This window comes from Microcoleus sp. MOSTC5, assembly GCF_036701825.1.
GTDB lineage: Bacteria > Cyanobacteriota > Cyanobacteriia > Cyanobacteriales > Microcoleaceae > Microcoleus > Microcoleus asticus.
Map to the genome: position 1 here is coordinate 24,011 of NZ_JAUBRK010000010.1, position 18,055 is coordinate 42,065.

At 46.1% G+C, this 18,055-nt stretch carries 9 protein-coding genes; 5 read left to right on the top strand and 4 right to left on the bottom strand.

The features are described 5' to 3' along the window. Positions 1–98: 98 nt before the first annotated feature. The 4 genes from QUA54_RS07090 to ruvB form a co-directional block, all read right to left on the bottom strand. On the bottom strand, positions 99–3,314 hold the full coding sequence (locus QUA54_RS07090; protein WP_333413971.1) for a GAF domain-containing protein: 3,216 nt from the start codon (positions 3,312–3,314) through the stop codon (positions 99–101). Between the two features lie 808 nt (positions 3,315–4,122). Beyond that, entirely contained in the window at positions 4,123–5,877 is a 1,755-nt protein-coding gene (gene recN, locus QUA54_RS07095) for a DNA repair protein RecN (protein WP_333413972.1), read from the bottom strand. A gap of 313 nt (positions 5,878–6,190) precedes the next feature. Then, positions 6,191–6,754 (bottom strand): Uma2 family endonuclease, encoded by a 564-nt coding sequence (locus QUA54_RS07100; protein WP_333413973.1) that lies wholly within the window; start codon positions 6,752–6,754, stop codon positions 6,191–6,193. 12 nt (positions 6,755–6,766) lie between these two features. Next, positions 6,767–7,855 carry a Holliday junction branch migration DNA helicase RuvB gene (gene ruvB, locus QUA54_RS07105; protein WP_333413974.1) on the bottom strand — a complete coding sequence of 363 codons (1,089 nt, stop codon included), beginning with the start codon at positions 7,853–7,855 and terminating at the stop codon, positions 6,767–6,769. A gap of 71 nt (positions 7,856–7,926) precedes the next feature. On the opposite strand from ruvB, the gene QUA54_RS07110 reads away from it, so the two are divergent. The 5 genes from QUA54_RS07110 to QUA54_RS07130 all read left to right on the top strand — a co-directional run bounded on the left by QUA54_RS07110 (position 7,927) and on the right by QUA54_RS07130 (position 17,992). Continuing rightward, on the top strand, positions 7,927–8,466 hold the full coding sequence (locus tag QUA54_RS07110; protein ID WP_333413975.1) for a hypothetical protein: 540 nt from the start codon (positions 7,927–7,929) through the stop codon (positions 8,464–8,466). A gap of 147 nt (positions 8,467–8,613) precedes the next feature. Beyond that, positions 8,614–9,462 (top strand): ABC transporter permease, encoded by an 849-nt coding sequence (locus QUA54_RS07115; protein WP_333199049.1) that lies wholly within the window; start codon positions 8,614–8,616, stop codon positions 9,460–9,462. Between the two features lie 186 nt (positions 9,463–9,648). Then, positions 9,649–11,061 (top strand): ABC transporter ATP-binding protein, encoded by a 1,413-nt coding sequence (locus QUA54_RS07120; RefSeq protein WP_333413976.1) that lies wholly within the window; start codon positions 9,649–9,651, stop codon positions 11,059–11,061. A gap of 15 nt (positions 11,062–11,076) precedes the next feature. Beyond that, the gene (locus QUA54_RS07125) at positions 11,077–12,597 is read left to right on the top strand and encodes a methyltransferase (protein ID WP_333413977.1); all 1,521 of its coding nucleotides are present in this window, start codon (positions 11,077–11,079) and stop codon (positions 12,595–12,597) included. A 46-nt stretch (positions 12,598–12,643) separates the two neighbouring features. Continuing rightward, complete coding sequence (locus tag QUA54_RS07130) at positions 12,644–17,992, top strand: glycosyltransferase (RefSeq protein WP_333413978.1); 5,349 nt, start codon at positions 12,644–12,646, stop codon at positions 17,990–17,992. Positions 17,993–18,055 lie beyond the last annotated feature (63 nt).

Consider the following 18,055-nt stretch of genomic DNA (forward strand, 5'->3'; position numbering starts at 1 on the left):
GGTTAATGGGTGGTCGGATGGGAGGCGCACCCCGATCGCGATTGCCCCCGCCCCCCCGGAACCCTGGCGCCACCGCCAGCATTTGCTGTGGGCCACTGTTATTTTTCTGTGAGATTCCAGACCCCATCCCAGTTGAGTACGTCTGAAAAACGATGCTTAAATAACATACAGCGATCGACGTGCAATTTAGCTGCCTTGTTTTTCGGGTCAACATCCAGAACGGCGTTAAATTCGCGTTCGGCGTCTGTAAAAGCTTGCTGGGCTTTTGGTTCTAAGGCTTTCTTAAACTCGCTCAGCACTTTTTTAACTTGATCGAGTCCGAGATTTTCAAATTCCTCATCTAACATTTCTGCAACTGTCTCCGAGGCCCGACTTTTAATTTTAGCCTGCAATAGCCGCCTGATCTCTGCGGCTTTCAGCCTCTTGATTTTGGGATTTGATGGTTCTAAGATGTCTGCTTCCAACAGCTTTTTGACTTCGCCTTCTTGCAAGTTTTTAATCTCCTCTGCTGATAGCGAGTTGATTTTTGCTTGCAGCAGCATTTTGGCTTCCTCTTCCGAGAGGTTTTTGATGCCTTCAAATTTCAGCAGTTGGATTTCTGTCTGCAACAGTACGATGAGTTTGTCTGCTTCGGACAGGTTTTTGGGGTCGTACTCTGACAGCTTTTTCAGTTGATGTAACAGGTTCTTGAGCTCGTGTTCCAACTGTTGCTCTACAAAATTGTTGGGCAGTTTCTTAATCTCTGCCTCTGGCATGGAGGCGACCTCATTTAAGATGTTTTTCACCTCACTTTCTGAGAGTCTTTGGGTGACTGGAGCTTTGTAATGTTCGCGCCCCTTGGTGTAATGTTCTATAATTTTTTGCTGTGTTTCGGTTAGTGACTTGCCCACTGGCGAGTATCCCTCGCGGATGCCGACGAGTTCGTAAACGATTACGGGTTCGCTTTTGCCCTTGACAGTAATAAAGTCGAGTTCTCGCACGTAGAGCCGATCGGCATAATCTCTGTAAGTATTGTCGCTGATGATCAAGTCGGTGCCGTACTGTTTGCTGGCGCCTTCTAAGCGAGAGGCAAGGTTTACGCCGTCTCCGATCGAAGTCAATTCCATGCGTTTGCTACTGCCGATGTTGCCGCTGACAACTTCATCAGAATGCACGCCCATACCGATGCCGATCGGCAGTTCGCCATTGGCCACGCGATCTTGATTGAACTCTGCCAGTTTTTCCCGCATTTTCACTGCCGTTTGCATAGCGCACCAAGCATGATCCTCTAGGGGTGCTGGAGAGCCAAAAACTGCCATCAGAGCGTCGCCGATGTATTTGTCGAGAGTCCCTCCGTACTCGAATACGACATCTACCATCACTTCAAAATATTTATTGAGCATAACTACCACTTCTTCGGCTTGCAATTTTTCCGTAAGTGTGGTATAGCTGCGAATGTCTGAGAACAGCACGGAAACGTTTTTGCGCTTGCCGCCCAATCCAGTATCCCCTGAAGCTAACAAATCTTCAGCTACTTTTGGGGTCATGTAACGGTACATCAAGTTTTTGACTTGCTTGGCGCTGCTAATATCTTCCATGACGACTAACGCGCCATTGACCTTGCTGGGGTCGGTAGCGTCGGTCATTGAATTAATCGAGAGATTGATACTCTGCGATTTTGCTTCACAGGACAGCAAAACTTGATCCGGGTAATACTGCTGGCGGTCGTTCTCGTCTTCGGGAGACAAAGACGCATCAAACCACTTGGCAAAATCGCCTTTTTCTAACTTAATTAACTCCCGCAAAGATTGACCTTCGGCTAATTCTGCCTCGCTGACACCCAGTAATTTTTGGGCACTGGGATTGGTCGCTACTATATTGCCTTTTTTATCTGTAGAAATCACGCCGTTAGTCAGGGCGTGCAGCATATCTTTTTGTCTTTGTTCTTGCTGTTTGACTTCTGCAAACAGTTTGGCGTTTTGCAGGGCGACTCCTGCTTGGATGTTAAACGCCTTCATAAATTCCAGGTCGTTGCGATTGAAACTCGCTTTCCACTGATCGGGGGCGTGCGGCCAATCTTCCGGGTTGTAGGGCGGAAAATCTCCTTGTCGTTTTTTATTAACTAATTGGGTGACACCAATCAATTTGTGGTTGGAGTTAAACACCGGCATACACAGCATACTGCAAGTGCGATACCCTGACTTTTGATCCACTTCTTTGGAAATTGCGGCGCGGGGATCGTCGTACACGTCGAAGGGAATCAGCAGCGGTGCACTGGATTGGGCGACGATGCCTGCGAAACCGGCTGTTCTGGGTATGCGAATTTCTTGAAGTTGACCTGCGATCGGGATTTTTGTCCACAGTTGATTTCTATCTTCGTCAATTAGCCACAGGGTGCTGCGATCGGCGTTCATCAGTTCTTGGGCCTGATCCATCACCCGCTTTAGGGTATCTTCTAAGTCTAAACTGCTCTGAGAAAGAGCGTTGACGGCGTTCATCAGCGCTGTCGCCGCACGTTGTCTTTGAGTTGCTGCGTAAAAAGATTTAGAAGACTCTAGAATTAGGCGAATCGACGGGGCAAATTCTCGAAAAACTTGTTCGTCTTCTTGAGTAAATCCTGCCTTGTCAATCTGTGATTCTAAAGTACCATAATGTTCGTGGTTGGGCTTGAGTTTATTAATCAGTTGAACGACTGCTACTAACTCTCCTGTTTCTTCGTTGATCAGGGGCATCGCCAGCATTGTATAAGTGCGATATCCTGTTCTTTCGTCAGTTTTTTTGGCGTTAGCCGATCGGGGGTCGTTATAAAAATCATAAGGAATGTTCACCACTTTTTTCTCTGTGGCTACTTCTCCCGCAATGCCCACATGGGAGGGAAATCGGAACTCTAGGTTGTTGCCATTTTCGTCTTTAGCAACGATCGCCCAGAGTTCATTTTTTTCGTCGTCTAATAAATATATCGTGCTGCGAGCGGCATTTAGCAATTCCCCGGTTTTGAGGGTAATCGACTGCAACATTTCGTTAAGAATGGCGTCAAATCCCTGGCTGTCAAGGATATTGTCGAGCATTCCCAGCGTTTGATTGACAACCCTCAGTTTTTCCTCAACTTCCCTGGCGACTCCTTTAAAACTATCCTTGTTTAAGGGTGCGAGGAAACTGGAGAAGTTTCCTTGGCTTTTGACGATTTGATTATTACTAGAGGGATAATGAGAATGCTGTTCCTGATGATTTTCAGTTACAGGAGTAAAATCATCCTTTTCACTGACAACAGTGGCCTCTACTGTCATTGTCATGTTGTTTTCCATAGCTGGCAGATTGGGAGATGCAGATGTCATAGACCTTTACAGAATCTTAAGCGTAAGGGTTAGTCTCTAAGCTAGGAGAGCGGGCAAGTTCATTAGTGAGTCACCTGTCGCACAAAACTCAACTATGTGTGAAAGTATTTCCCAGTTTACAGAACTCCGGCCACAGGGCAAGGGCAATTTAGTTGGAATTGCTGGTGAACTGCTGGTGCGACGGTAACGCTGCTGTGGCATTGCTGCACTCTTTTTAAAGAATGCGAATCCTGTTTAAATGGTTTATTAACTGATTTTGACATTGTGCGTGCCTGGTTTAAGTAGGTTCGGCAGGTCTAAGAGCCGATCGCCCGCAATAACATGAATGCGTACTGCTGGGAGGACTGCTGAAAGAGGGATGGCATTGTGGGACTAGCTGCAATTGTGACACCACCAGTTGCTAGTGATGTGTGCCCTTCTGTACACAATTGTGGTTTTTAACTAGAATTTATCTCAATTTTGCTGCTCTTAGCTTTCGTCCCGTGACTAAACTCACGGGCTTTTCAGCTTTTTTTTTGTAAAACTTGCGGTTGCCATTTTTAGTGTAACCTCCGGCTCGGAAAAACTCCGCCTTTTGGCCCCCCGATCGGCTGGAGGGTCGGGTAAGGGTATGAAAAACTGAGTTTGACGCCGTTCGATCATCGGTTTCCGTTAGAGCTTTTTTTCCCGTCTAGGACGCATAAACCGGGTTTTTTTACTCCCATACTTTTTTCAACCCTCAAGAAAAATTTAAGACAATCGGTTTTGGAGACTCCGAAAGTGGAGTGGACTATTTTCGACTGGCGGTGCGCAAACAATTGTTGTGTTTTCAGGGTTTTGCCCACTGAGTTTGGCGCAGTCCGGCGGCTTCGACAAGCAGGGATTCGGCGAAGGCGATGGCTTCTGTTGCTGAACGGCCGCTGGCGAGTTGGGCGAGTTCTTCGCGCCGCTGTTCGCTGTTGAGGGCGGCAACTCTGACTACTGTGCGTTCTAATGGTTCGGAATTGGCTGCGGGTTCGTCGATACTCGGTTCTGCTTCGATCGTCTGTTTGTTGACGCGAAAATGAAAATCAGCCATCGCCGCGATCAGCGGCTGGTGCGTGACGCAGAGAACTTGGTGTTTGTCGGAAAGTTGGTAGAGTTTTTTCGCGATCGCGCCGGCGACTCTCCCGGAGACTCCGGCGTCGATTTCGTCAAAAATCAGCGTACCAGCGCTTTCTATTTGAGAAAAACAGGCTTTGACGGCGAGCAAAAAGCGGCTCATTTCTCCCCCAGAGGCGATCGCGCCCAGGGGTTGCAGGGGTTCGCCCGGATTGGGACTGAAACAAAAGGCGATTTGGTCGGCACCAGTGGCGGTTGGGGTAGAAGGCGAGATCTCGACTTGAAATTGTACTTTTTCCATTGCTAACGGCTTAAGTTCTCCTACGAGGTGCGTTTCTAGTTTGAGGGCTGCTTCGCGCCGCAGGGTAGTGAGGTGGCTGCAAGCGTCTTTTAATTGCTCTAAAGCGGTCTGATATGCGAGTTCTAAGGCTTCCATTGAGTCGCCTCCTTCTAAAAGTTCGTTTAGTTCGTTTTGAATGCTTTGGTAGTAGGCGATCGCTTCTTTGAGCGGCCCGTACTTGCGGCAAATTTGTTTGAGTTCGCGAATCCGATCTTCTACTTCTTCGAGTCTTTCGGGATCTGCTTCTAATTGTTCGCCGTAGCTGCTAATTTGCCTGCTGGCTTCTGTGGCTTGAGCTAAAGCATCGCTGACCATTTCTAGGATTGGTTGCAACTGCACATCGTAAACGGCCATGTCGCTTAAAATTACTTCCGCTTTGCTCAACAAGTCGGCGGCTGATGCGCTGTCGCCCTCGTTTTGGTACAGGGCTTGGTGGACTTGGTAACTTTGCTGCTGCAATTCCACGACGTGGCCCAGCCGGATTGATTCTTGTTCTAGCTGTTCGAGTTCGTCGGCATCTTCGATGTGGGCTTCGCCGAGTTCTCGGACTTGGTATTCTAACAAATCAAGTCTTTGCAGCCGCTGCTGTTCCGACTGACGCCTGCGCTTGAGGGCTGTTTTGGCGCTGCTGGCTGAGAGCCACGCGGAGCCGATTGTCGATCGCGCTTCAGCGAGCCTTTGGCCGCCGTATAAATCGAGCCATTCTCGCTGGAGGGTTTCTTGTCCGAGGTGGACGGTTTGGCCTTGGGCGGTCATTTCCACAAGCCGATCGCGCAGTTGGTCCATTAACTGGCGGTTGACCAGAATTCCGTTCAAGCGGGATCTGGTGCGCAGAGCACCGCTAGATGCGTTAATTTCCCGGCTGCAAACGGCTAAATTTCCGTCTATGGGTTCGATTTCTTGCTCGCCCAGCCACAAAGCTGCGGCTTTGTCCAATTCAAAGGTAGCTTCCAATATTGCCCGCGTTGCTCCGGTGCGAATCGATCGGCGATCGACTTTCCCGCCCAACACTGCATCGATCGCATCTAGGATTATCGATTTACCGGCGCCAGTTTCGCCTGTAAATACGTTCAAACTCGGGCCAAATTCTAGATCCAGGCAGTCAATTAAGGCAAAGTTTTCTATTCTTAGGTATAGCAACATGAGGAATTGGGAATTGGGAATTGGGAATTTGTAATTTGTCAGTGGGAATTTGTAATTTGTCAGTGGGAATGCGTAATTAGTAATTGGTAATTGGAGGCACAGCCGGGAAAATTATTGGTACCAAATAACAACTGTCAACTGTCAATTGTCAACTGTCAACTGACCGGAAGTAATTAGGTCGGGACCCCCGGATTCATCCGTGGAGGTAGAAAAAAAGCTCCGAATCATCTTGTGATCGCCCCCGGATTCATCCGTGGGGTCGATTCTAAAATCTAAAATCTAAAATCTAAAATCTAAAATCGATTGACTTCTGCTATAGTTTCAACCATCCAAACAAATCTCCTACCGTCAGCCGCAATTCTGCTGCCCAATCTGGAACCGGCAACAATTCTTCTGGTTTTGCTAAAATTTCCGGTTGCTTTCCAGGGGGATAAATTAATATAGATCGCACCACCGGATCGATCAGCCAACCCATTTTAGTGCCGTTTTTCAGACAGTGTAAAATATTCCCAGTTACTTGAGTTTGACTCTGGCCTGGAGAGAGAATTTCAATTGTCCAATCTGGGTAAGTTTCAAATACATTAGCAACATCCCCATTTTCATCAACAGGTATTCTGTCCCAAGTAAATACTGTGACATCTGGCACTATCGATATACCGTCAAAAGTACACCGCAATTCGGGAAAAGCTAAGGCAATTTTCGGCTTTTTAACTAAGACATTGATGGCTGGGACTAATTCACATTGAATCCTGCTATGTTTTCCTTGTGGTATTGGTTTTTGGATGATTTCACCGTTGATATATTCGCTAGCTGGTTCTGTTTCTGGTAGTTTGAGAAACTCTGACAAAGGTAGTGTTTTTGTTTGTATCTGTACCATTTTCTACTCCTTCTATTCAATAAAACCCAAGTGTTTTCTAGCAGCAACCGTTACCATTCTCCCGCGACTTGTCCGCTGCAAAAATCCGATTTGCATTAAATAAGGTTCGTATACATCCTCAATGGTTTGAGTGTCTTCTCCTGTAGAAGCTGCGAGGGTTTCTAATCCCACAGGGCCGCCGTTAAAATTCTCAATCATTGCTGTCAAAATCCGCCGATCTGTCCAATCTAAACCTAGCGGATCGACGTTGAATAATTCCAAGGCGAGTGAGGCAACTTCGGCATCAATTGGCTTTAAATTTTTGACTTCGCTGTAGTCTCTAACTCGCCGCAGCAAACGGTTAGCGATCCGGGGCGTTCCGCGAGCTCGGCGGGCAATTTCTGTGGCTCCTTCTGGGGTAATTTGAGTGTCGAGAACTTGGGCGGTTCTTTGGACAATTAGACTGAGTTCGTCTATTTCGTAGTAGCGCAATCTTTGGATCAAGCCGAAGCGATCGCGCAATGGAGATGTTAGAGAACCGACTTTGGTTGTTGCTCCTACTAAAGTAAACGGTTTCAGAGGTATGCTGCGGATTTTTGCGGTTTTTCCTTGCCCGATAGTAATATCTAAGCGGCAGTCTTCCATCGCCGGATAGAGGATTTCTTCTGTAACTTTAGATAAGCGGTGAATTTCGTCGATAAACAGCACGTCGCCTGCTTTGAGGTTGATCAGCAATCCGACAATATCTCGCGGTTTTTCTAAAGCGGGGGCGGTGGTGATTTTGCATTCAACTTCCATTTCTGCTGCTAGAATTAGCGACATTGTGGTTTTTCCCAACCCTGGAGGCCCGTAGAGTAACAAGTGATCCATAGGTTCGCCCCGAGATTTGGCGGCGGCAATTGCGATCGCCAAAACTTCTCTCAAGTCTTTTTGCCCGATGTATTCAGCTAACCGCTGGGGCCGGATTTTGTCGTCTTGTTTGCTGTTGATTTCGTCGGGTAGTTCTTGCGATTCTAGCAAAGATTCCGTCTGGGGTTTGACGGCTTTTTTGCGACGGGCTGGGGCTATGTCTTCGGGTAGATTTGGGTCGGGGGGCTGTTGTTTGGAGGAGATAATAGCCATATTTATTTGCGATCGGGCAGCGGGAATTGTTTACAATTGTTAGCAGAATCTTTACAATTATTGAGTTCGTGATGAGTATTCCATCTTCTTTATTAGCATCGGAAAGCATAACTTTTGAGGGGGCGATCGATCTGACTGAATCTTTACTGTCGTTGATTGAGGACGATCGAGTTTCAGAGGCCGACATCGAGCAAGCTGTTAGATCTCTGGTGAAAACACAGAACGGCGCTAGGGGGTTTTTTGTCACCTATCTAACGGACGATCGACAGGACGCAGATCGCCCGTCACCCGGAGTAGTCGAGGCGCTGCGATCGGCTCCTGAGATCGTAGCAGAACTGCTGGTGAAAAATTTGGCGATGTCGGCGGCAATGGTCGTGCATCACTCGCGCCAGCAAAAGGAGAAAATGGCGGCCGGTTCTGCTAGAGTGCAGGAGCGATCGCGCAATTTAATTCAAATCCTGCAAATGCCCGCCTGTCAAACTATAGCGTCGCAAATGCTAGAAAGTTTGCAGAGTGCCAACGGCGAGTACGGGGAATTTTTCCAGCGGTGGGGCTACGACAACGAGCAAAAACTAGCGATCGGTTCGGCAGTTCGATCGGCGATCGGCTAAAATAACATCCTTCGCCAGGGTGGCAGATGCTTGATCAAAGCGACGGGGCTGTGGAATAATTGCGGTTTAGCAAAAGCTGCACAATTGTAGCTTGAGTTGATTTAGGTGTGAAGGTAGTGAACGAGGGCGAAAAAATTGCACAGAACGGTGAAAGGAGTTGCCCAAAAAGCCCGAAGGGTGGGCGGCAGGCTGCCCGGAAGTAGCCAGCGCTGGGCGAAGCTGAATCTGCTGGCAACATTGGTGCGCCGGGACTTGGAAGCTCAATACAAAGGCTCGATTCTGGGCAATTTGTGGCCGCTGCTGAATCAGCTATCGCAATTGGTGATTTACACATACGTATTTTCGATCGTCCTCAAGGTAAAGCTCAGCCTTGCAGGTTTCCCGGAAAACAGCGACATTACATTTGGAGTCTGGCTGTTTGCAGGTTTGTTGCCTTGGAGTGCCTTCACCAGCGGTTTGATCAAGTCGGGAGTATCGGTGGTGGGGCAGCCGAATTTAGTGAAAAAAGTGGTATTTCCCCTCGGTTTGCTGCCGCTAGTACCGATTTTTACAGCTTTTATTGAAAGTTCTCTGGGTTTAGCAGCTTTGATTGTCATAGTGGTAGTGTCGTCGCAAAAGCTCAACGCTACTTTATGCTTGCTGCCGCTGGTTTGGGTTCCTCAGTTGCTGCTGACAGCGGGTTTGGGATATTTGACAGCGGGCTTGACAGTGTTTTTGCGAGACATTCCTCAGACATTAGGTGTTATTCTAAATTTTTGGTTTTATTTGACGCCGATCGTCTACCCAGCATCAGTAATCCCCCAAGAGTGGCGAGCGTGGATATTTTGGCTAAATCCAATGGCCGCCATCTCTGAGGTTTATCGAGACCTCATACTGCTTGGAGAAGTTAAGCACTGGGGCGAATGGGGTGTCGCCACCCTGATTTCTGCTGCTATATTTTGTGGAGGTTTGGCGGTTTACCGGCGTTTGCGTCCCGCTTTTGCTGACGTGCTGTAAATTTGTTTGAGAGCGAAAATCCATCTAAAATCTAAAATCGAGCGTGCTGTAAATTTGTTTTATATCTACAGTCAATCTAAAATCTAAAATCTAAAATCTAAAATCGATTGTGCTGTAAATTTGTTTAAGATTTCAAGTCAATCTAAAATCTCAAATCTAAAATCTAAAATCGATTGACTGCCGCCAATGACAGAAAATGTAATTTCACTAAAAAATGTTTCCAAATGCTTTAAGCGGTACGATCGTCCCGGAGACCGCTTAAAGGAAATTATTTACCCCAGCAAAAAACTCGCTGACGAATTTTGGGCGCTGCACGATATCAATCTAGAAATTCCTCAAGGACAAACTCTGGGAATCGTCGGTCGCAACGGTTCCGGAAAAAGCACTCTCCTGCAAATAATTGTGGGGACGCTGACCCCTACCGCAGGAAGCGTGGATGTTAAAGGGCGAGTCTCCGCTTTGTTGGAACTCGGAAGCGGGTTTAACCCGGAATTTACCGGGCGGCAAAATGTGTTTTTTAACGCTCAATTACTCGGATTCAATCAAAAAGAAACTGAAGCAAAGTTTGACGATATAGCTGCCTTTGCTGATATTGGGGATTTCATCGAACAGCCAGTCAAAACTTATTCTAGCGGTATGTTTGTCAGGCTAGCTTTTGCCGTTGCGACTAGCGTCGAACCCGATATTTTGGTGGTTGATGAGGCGCTTTCGGTGGGCGACGAAGCTTTTCAACGAAAGTGTTTTGCCCGCTTGCAAAGCATTCAGGAAGGTGGCGGAACGATTTTATTTGTTTCTCATGCTGCTACTTCTGTGGTGCAACTTTGTACGTCGGCGATTTTAATGGATAGCGGTGAATTATTGCTCGCTCACACGCCGAAGGTGGTAATTTCTAAGTATCAAAAGCTGATTTATGCCGATCCGGATAAGGTTCTGGGGTTGAAGTCAGATATTCGAGATCTCAACCAACTGACAAAACAGGAAAGTCAAAATAGCCTTCAGGATGCTAGCTTAGAAAGCACAAAGAGGGACTTAAAACCGGAGCAACATCTCTCCAAACCCAGGGAACATTATGATGAATTTTACGATCCGGGGATGATACCCTCGAATACGGTGAGGTATCCGTCTCGCGGAGCGGAAATTATCAACCCCCGCATCGAGACGCTGAAGGGAAATGTGGTAAATCACTTGATCGGTCGTCAAGATTATATTTACACTTACTCTGTCACTTTCTCGCGGTCAACTTCCAAAGTTAGGTTTGGAATGTTGATTAAAACGATTAGCGGTTTTGAGTTGGCGGGTGCTTCTTTAAAGGGTTCTACTCAGTCAGTTCGGTATGTGGAAGCGGGAACGACAATAATAGTGAAGTTTCAGTTTAAATGTTTGCTGAATCCGGGGGTTTATTTTCTGAATGCTGGGGTTGTGGGGACGGTAGATGGAGATTTAACTTATCTGGATCGCTGCGTTGATGTGGCAATGTTTAGAGTTCAGTCTTGTACTGAGTCGTGCGGTAACGGCATCGTTGACTTGCTGATCGAACCGTGTTTAACTGTTGTTAATCCTGATTCTCTGATGAAAGAGCCGTCAACCGAGGTAATCTAAAATTCTGTGAAAACCATGAGCAATATCAATTTAGATTTAGTAGAAAATCCCGTAATCAAAGCATTTATTCGAGAGCAAGCTAAGTTTCCCGAAGATTTTAAACAGAATATCTGCGAAGACGATGAAATGTATTTGTTCAGCTTGAGCAACGTCAAAGACGATCGCGATCGGGCTTTCGTGCGCTATTATGCGATCGGGCGTCGCATCCTGGATACCGTTAAACAAGTTGTGGATTGGCATTTTGGGAGTTTTGAAAATGTACCGTCTTTTCTAGATTTTGCCTGCGGTTACGGTCGATTTACCCGGTTTTTGATTCAGGAAATGCCGCCGGAAAAAATTTGGGTTTCTGATATTTATGCTAACGCGGTCAAGTTTCAAACTGAATACTTTGGCGTCAGCGGTATTGTCTCGACGGGAAAACCAGAAAATTATTTAATTGACCGAAAGTTTGACTGCATTCTGGCTAATTCTTTTTTCAGCCATATGCCGGAAAGAACTTTTACGAGTTGGCTACAAAATTTGTACGATTTGTTGACTCAAGACGGGATTTTGATGTTCAGTGTTCACGATGAGAGTCTGCTGGAATCTCACATAGAAATGCCAGCAAAAGGAATTCTGTTTAGCGCCGATAGCGAAAGTCAATCTTTAGATAAGGAAGAATACGGCACAACTTATGTAACGGAAAAGTTTGTTAGAGAAATTGTCGATAAAGTTAGTGGCGGCAAAGCATTTGTGCATCGAATTGAAAAAGGCATATGCAGGTTTCAGGATTTGTATGTGGTTACAAATCAACTGAATAGAGAATTTTCTAGTTTGAAATTCACTCACCACCCGGAAGGATATGTTGATGTTGCTGCTTTAACTACTAAGGATAATTTGTATCTGGAAGGGTGGGCTGCCGATGTGAACGAGGAGGGCCGCATTGAGGAGGTGCAAGTGCTGGTAAACGGCGAATTAGTAGAGAGATGCGAGCCTTTTTACAATAGGTCGGATGTGGCTGGATATTTTAAAACAGATGCTGCTTTGCAGTCTGGTTGGCGCTGTTATTTACCGAAAAACACTGTGACGCCACAGGATGTGTTAATAGTTAAAGCAATCAATAACTACGGTGCGGAGTGGATTATGGAAACTTGCACTGTGAAATCGCTGCTGAGCCAAAGGCAATCGCAGTCTTTGTTGGGGTCTACTCAGACTAAAATCAAATTAATTGAGACTCAGTTAGCTGCGGCTCAAATAGAATGGGAGCAAAGTCAAAGTAAGTTAATGATTACTCAAACGCAGTTGGAAGAATCTCAAACGCATTTGCAAGAAACTCAAAGTCAATTAATTTCAGCTCACACGCAGTTGGAACAAACTCAAAATCAGTTAATATCTGTCCAAATGCAGTTGGAACAAACTCAAAATCAGCTAATTAATCTCAAGCAAAAACTAGAGCAAGCGAACAGTCGGGTTTTGGCAATGGAAAGCAGCAAGTTCTGGAAGCTCAGAAGCGCGTGGTTTGAAGTCAGGCGGTCGCTGGGCTTAGCGGGAGAGTAGCGATAGAGTAAAATTGGTGTGGGAATTAGGGCGAGGGAGAGAAATTGTGAGTACAAATGACACCAAACCGTCGGTTTTTATTGTTACCGGAATGCACCGTTCCGGTACGTCTTTAACAGCTTCTTTGTTTCAGGAAGTCGGGGTTGATATTGGCAAAAAGTTAGTGGGCCCGGCCGACGGAAATGTGAAAGGTCATTTCGAGAATGTTGATTTTGTGGAGTTTCACAAAAGTGTTTTGCGATCGCACGGTATTGATGAACTCGGCTGTACGTTTGAAACAACGATTCCGGTACCAGCAAAATACGTGGAAATCGCCAAACGGGCGATCGACCAAAATCAACAAACTCACAAACATTGGGGTTGGAAAGACCCGCGAACAACCCTTTTTTGGGATTTTTGGCTGACTTTGCTCCCTGAAGCTAATTTTATCTGTGTTTATCGATCGCCCTGGGAAGTAGTCGATTCCCTTTACCGCCGGGGAACCGATGTCAGCTTGCTGCAAAATCCCGAAATGGCAGTAAAAATGTGGGTTCACTACAATCAAAAAGTTTTAGAGCTTTACGAACGTTTTCCCGATCGCTGTCTGCTAGCCAACGTTTACCCGATCGGCAACACTCCCGAACTTTTCATCGAGCGAATAAACGAAAAATTTAATGTTAACTTAGGTGCGATACCGGGCGACAACTTTGAAGAATCTTTATTAGTCAACGATATTGTCAAAAGTCACAGACCGAGTTTAATAGAAAAATATTTTCCCGAAGCATTAGAACTATATGAACTTTTGGAAACCCAAGCTGGCAATCTCAGCAGCGAATCGAAATTCGCGATCGATCGAGTTATTCATTTCCCAGCATCTCCAGTTTGGCCATTTGAAGATTGGTTGAAAATCCGCTTGCTGGAAAAACAGCAAAAAAACAGCAATTCCGAAGTCAAACAGTGGCAAGAACAATTTAACCAAGCCCAGGCGAAAGTGTTGGGATTAGAGACAGAATTAGGAGCAACTCAAGTACAGCTTGCAGGCAAAGAATCAAATTTTCAAGAAGCTTTAGCGAAACTGCTCGGATTAGAAACAGAATTAGGACAAACTCAAGTACAGCTTGCCGGCAAAGAATCGCAATTTCAAGAAGCTTTAAAAAAAATCTTACAATTAGAAGCTGAATTAGGGCAAACTCAGGTACAGCTTGCAGGCAAAGAATCGCAATTTCAAGAAGCTTTAGCAAAACTCCTCGGATTAGAAACAGAATTAGGACAAACTCAGGTACAGTTTGCAGGCAAAGAATCGCAATTTCAAGAAGCTTTAGCCAAAGTATTAGAATTAGAAGCTGAATTAGGGCAAACTCAGGTACAATTTGAAGAGACTGAATTTATATTGCAGCAAAAGTTAGCTGAATTACTTCTGTTAGAAACAGCACAAAGTCAAACTCAGGAAAAATTAAAGGATACTCAGGAAAATTTAGAACAATCCCGCCAGGAGAATGAAAACTTCCGATCAGAAATTGCTAAAATTAAGTCTTCTAAATGGTGGAAACTCAGAGAAAAATGGCGGGAAGTTCAGCACAGAATCCGCGACTTGTTCCCTAAATTTATTTTTTCGTTAGACCAACCCACTACTTGGCAAGTTTGCGATTCCAATCTGCTAATTGCGGGCTGGGTTTTTCACAAAAAAAGACAGATTACAGCAGTCCGCGCCCGACTTGAAGACAAGAGTTTCGCGGGTGTTTACGGCATAGAAAGAAGCGATATAGCCCTAGCACATTGTAATATTCCGGCGGCGAATAAATCTGGTTTTACAATTGAATTGCAAGCGCCTGCCGGACGGCACGAAGTGCTGCTGGAAGCGCAAGACGAGCGAGGTAAATGGCATCTTTTGGCAGCTTATCCGCTGTTAGTTTCAACGATTCAAGCATCGTTAGATGTACCAGTGGTCTGGGAACAGCGTCAGGGTCAAATTTTGTTTGCAGGTTGGTGCTGTCACCACGATCGCAAAATTGCTAAATTAAGCCTTTTGTGCGGCGATACTTCTGTAGAGTGCGCCTACGGTTTGCGGCGAAAAGATGTCGGCGAAGTGTTTCCCGACTGGGTTAACAGTTCGGAAAGCGGCTTTGAGGCCCTTGTCGATTTGCCTGCTGGTGAATGGCACGTTTCTCTGCAAGCTGAGTTAGAAAGCGGGGAAATTTTGTATTTTCAAGCGCCAAAAAAATTGACCGTGCGGCGCTACCATATCTGGCAGCGAAGTGCGGATAAATTTGAGGAGTTGTCGAATTTGATAGAGGCAATCCGGCAGCGGGCGAGGGAGAGAAAACAGCGTCTCGGCAGAATTGTGCCGATGCCTTGGGAAATTGTCAGGGTGATTCGCCAGTTCGGGAAGATTTACCGGCAGCAAAAACAGTTAATTTCCCCGGGAGATTTGCTGCCGCCTGCGGGTTTTGTGGTGCCTAAACCTATTGATAGGTACGACGCATGGCTGGAGGTGAATCAGTGGAACGATCGCGCCCGCGATTACTTGATTTCTCGGTTAAAATCCTGCCGGGAACCGCTGCCCAAAATTTCGGTGGTGATGCCAGTTTACAATCCGCAGATAGATTTTCTTGAAAGTGCGATCGCTAGCGTGCTCAATCAAGTTTATCCAAATTGGGAACTCTGCATTGCCGACGATTGCAGCACCGAATTCACTGTTGCTGAAAATTTGAAAAACTGGGCCCAAAAGGACGATCGTATCCGCATCACATTTCGTACAGAAAACGGCAACATCAGCGCAGCAACCAACAGCGCCGCCGCCCTCGCAACAGGCGACATCATCCTGTTTTTAGACAACGACGACGAACTCACCCCCGACGCATTAGGCGAAGTCGCCTTATATTTTGCCGCGCATCCAGCCACCGATTTTCTCTACTCAGACGACGACAAAATCGACACCAAAGGTCGCAGATTCGCCCCGCAATTCAAACCGGAATGGTCGCCGGAACTGCTGCTTTCCTATATGTATCTCGGTCATTTGTGCGCCGTGAGAAAACACATTTTTGAACAAATAGGCGGTTTGCGACTAGGTTTGGAAGGCTCGCAAGATTACGATTTTGCCTTGAGAGCAACCGAAATTTCTCGCCACGTCGCGCACCTCCCGCTAGTGCTGTATCACTGGCGAACCGCACCCGGTTCTACAGCCATATCTGGGGCTGCAAAACCCGCCAGTTTTGCCGCAGGTCAAAAAGCCATTCAAGACGCACTAAACCGCCGAAAAATTAACGGCAATGTCGCTCAGCACGCATGGGCGATTAAAGAAAATTTGGGCATATTTGCCCAGGATTTCCCGGATAACGGCCCGTCAGTAACGGTAATTATTCCTACTAAAAATCAGCTCAAATTGCTGAAAGCCTGTCTGGATTCTCTAGAAACTACAACATATAAAAATTATCAAGTTGCCGTCATCGACAACGAAAGCGACGACCCGAAAACTCTGGAATATTTAAAGGAATTAAGTTGCCAAGTTTTGCGGATAAAAAATCCTGACGGCAAGTTTAGTTTTGCAGCAATTAACAACCGCGCTGTCGAACAAGTTGATAGCGAATATGTATTGTTTTTGAACAACGATACTGAAGTAATTAACCCGCGCTGGCTGAGTCAAATGGTGGGATACGCTCAAATTCCCGCTGTTGGTGCAGTTGGCGCGAGGCTTTTATATCCCGACGGCAGAATTCAGCACGCGGGCATAATTCACGGGCTGCATCACGGTTTGGCCGGTCACGCTTTTAAGCTGATGAACAGCGAAAATCGAGGCTATCTTTCTCAAGCGATGGTAACGCGAAATTATTCTGCGGTAACAGCGGCTTGCACGATTACTCCGCGTCAATTGTTCTTAGAATTGGGCGGTTTTGATGAGGAGAATTTTGCTGTTGCTTACAATGATGCAGATTACGGATACCGACTGTTAGAACTGGGTTATCGGTGCGTATATTGTCCAGATGCGGAGTTGTTGCACAAAGAGGGAACTTCTAGGGGTTTTACCGACAATCCTCAAGAAGTGGCGGCTTTTAGACGCAAGTATGCGGGGAAAAATGACAGTTTTTACAGTCCTCACTTGTCTTTAGAAGATGAGTATTTTCATATTCAACCCCGACGGGTTTTTATGAAGGAAGAAGAAAGTTCGGCAACGGATTCTGTAACGGATGTAACGGATGGAAAGAAGAAGGAAGAACTAAAATCCGGTAATTTTGGTTCTTTGATATCAGTAAATAATTTTGTAAATCCTATCAGAGTTTTGATGTGCAGCAATTCGCTGGATTTCACGGGTGCGCCGCTGCATCAGTACGAAATCGCGGTGAAATTGGCGGCTGAGGGTGCGATCGAGCCGATCGTACTTTGCACAACAGAGGGGCCCCTGCGTCAAGCTTACGAACAGCAGGGAATTCAAGTAATTGTGCGCGACAATCCTCTCGAACACATCTACCAGCGCGATGCTTATGATGAAGCCATCCGCAGTTTTAGCAAAGAAATTGAAAGTTTAAAAGTAGATGCAATTTATGCCAATACTTTAGAAAACTTTTTTGTAGTTGATGCGGCGCGGCTAATCGGAATTCCGGCGGTGTGGAACGTGCACGAAAGCGAACCTTGGCAAACTTATTTTAACAGGTTTGGTTCGGAGATTGCGGCGAGAGCTTTAGAGTGTTTTCGCTTTCCTTACAAGGTGATTTTTGTGGCAGATGCAACGCGGGATAGGTATTTGCCTCTCAACAGCCACCACAATTTTACCGTGATTCACAACGGCTTAGATTTGAGCAAACTGGAAAATTCGGATAATTCTGAATTGGCTAGAAAAAGTTTAGGTGTTGCAGCAGAAGATGTGGTAATTTTGCTGCTGGGAACGGTATGCGAACGCAAAGGACAGCAGGATTTAGTTAAAGCACTTTCACTTTTGCCTGACAAATGGCACAATAAAATTAAGTGTTTTATTGTGGGCGATCGCCCGAGTATTTACAGCAATAAATTAGCCGAGTTGGTGGGGGAATTGCCGGAAGAGTTGCGGCAAAGGGTGACAGTAGTCCCGGAAACTGGGGAGACGGGAAAATATTACAAAGCTGCTGATATTTTTGTTTGCACTTCTCGCGTCGAAAGTTTTCCGAGAGTGATTTTGGAGGCGATGGCTTGCGACTTACCAATTGTTACATCGCCGGTTTTTGGGATTAAAGAACAAGTGCGGCCGGGAATTAACGGTTTGTTTTATACACCCGATCGCCCGGACGAATTAGTTGCAGCTTTGATTAGTTTATTGGATGATAAATCATTGCGACAGCAGTTAGCTGAAAATGCTAAATATGTCTTGGATTCACTTAATACTTTTGAGGAAATGACTCAAGCTTATGCAGATATTTTCTGCGAAGCATATTTCAGCAGTCATTAGTCATCTTACAATGTCAGCGTCCCGCCCAGCCAAGCGCAGTAAATCAACTCGTAGACTTTGGGC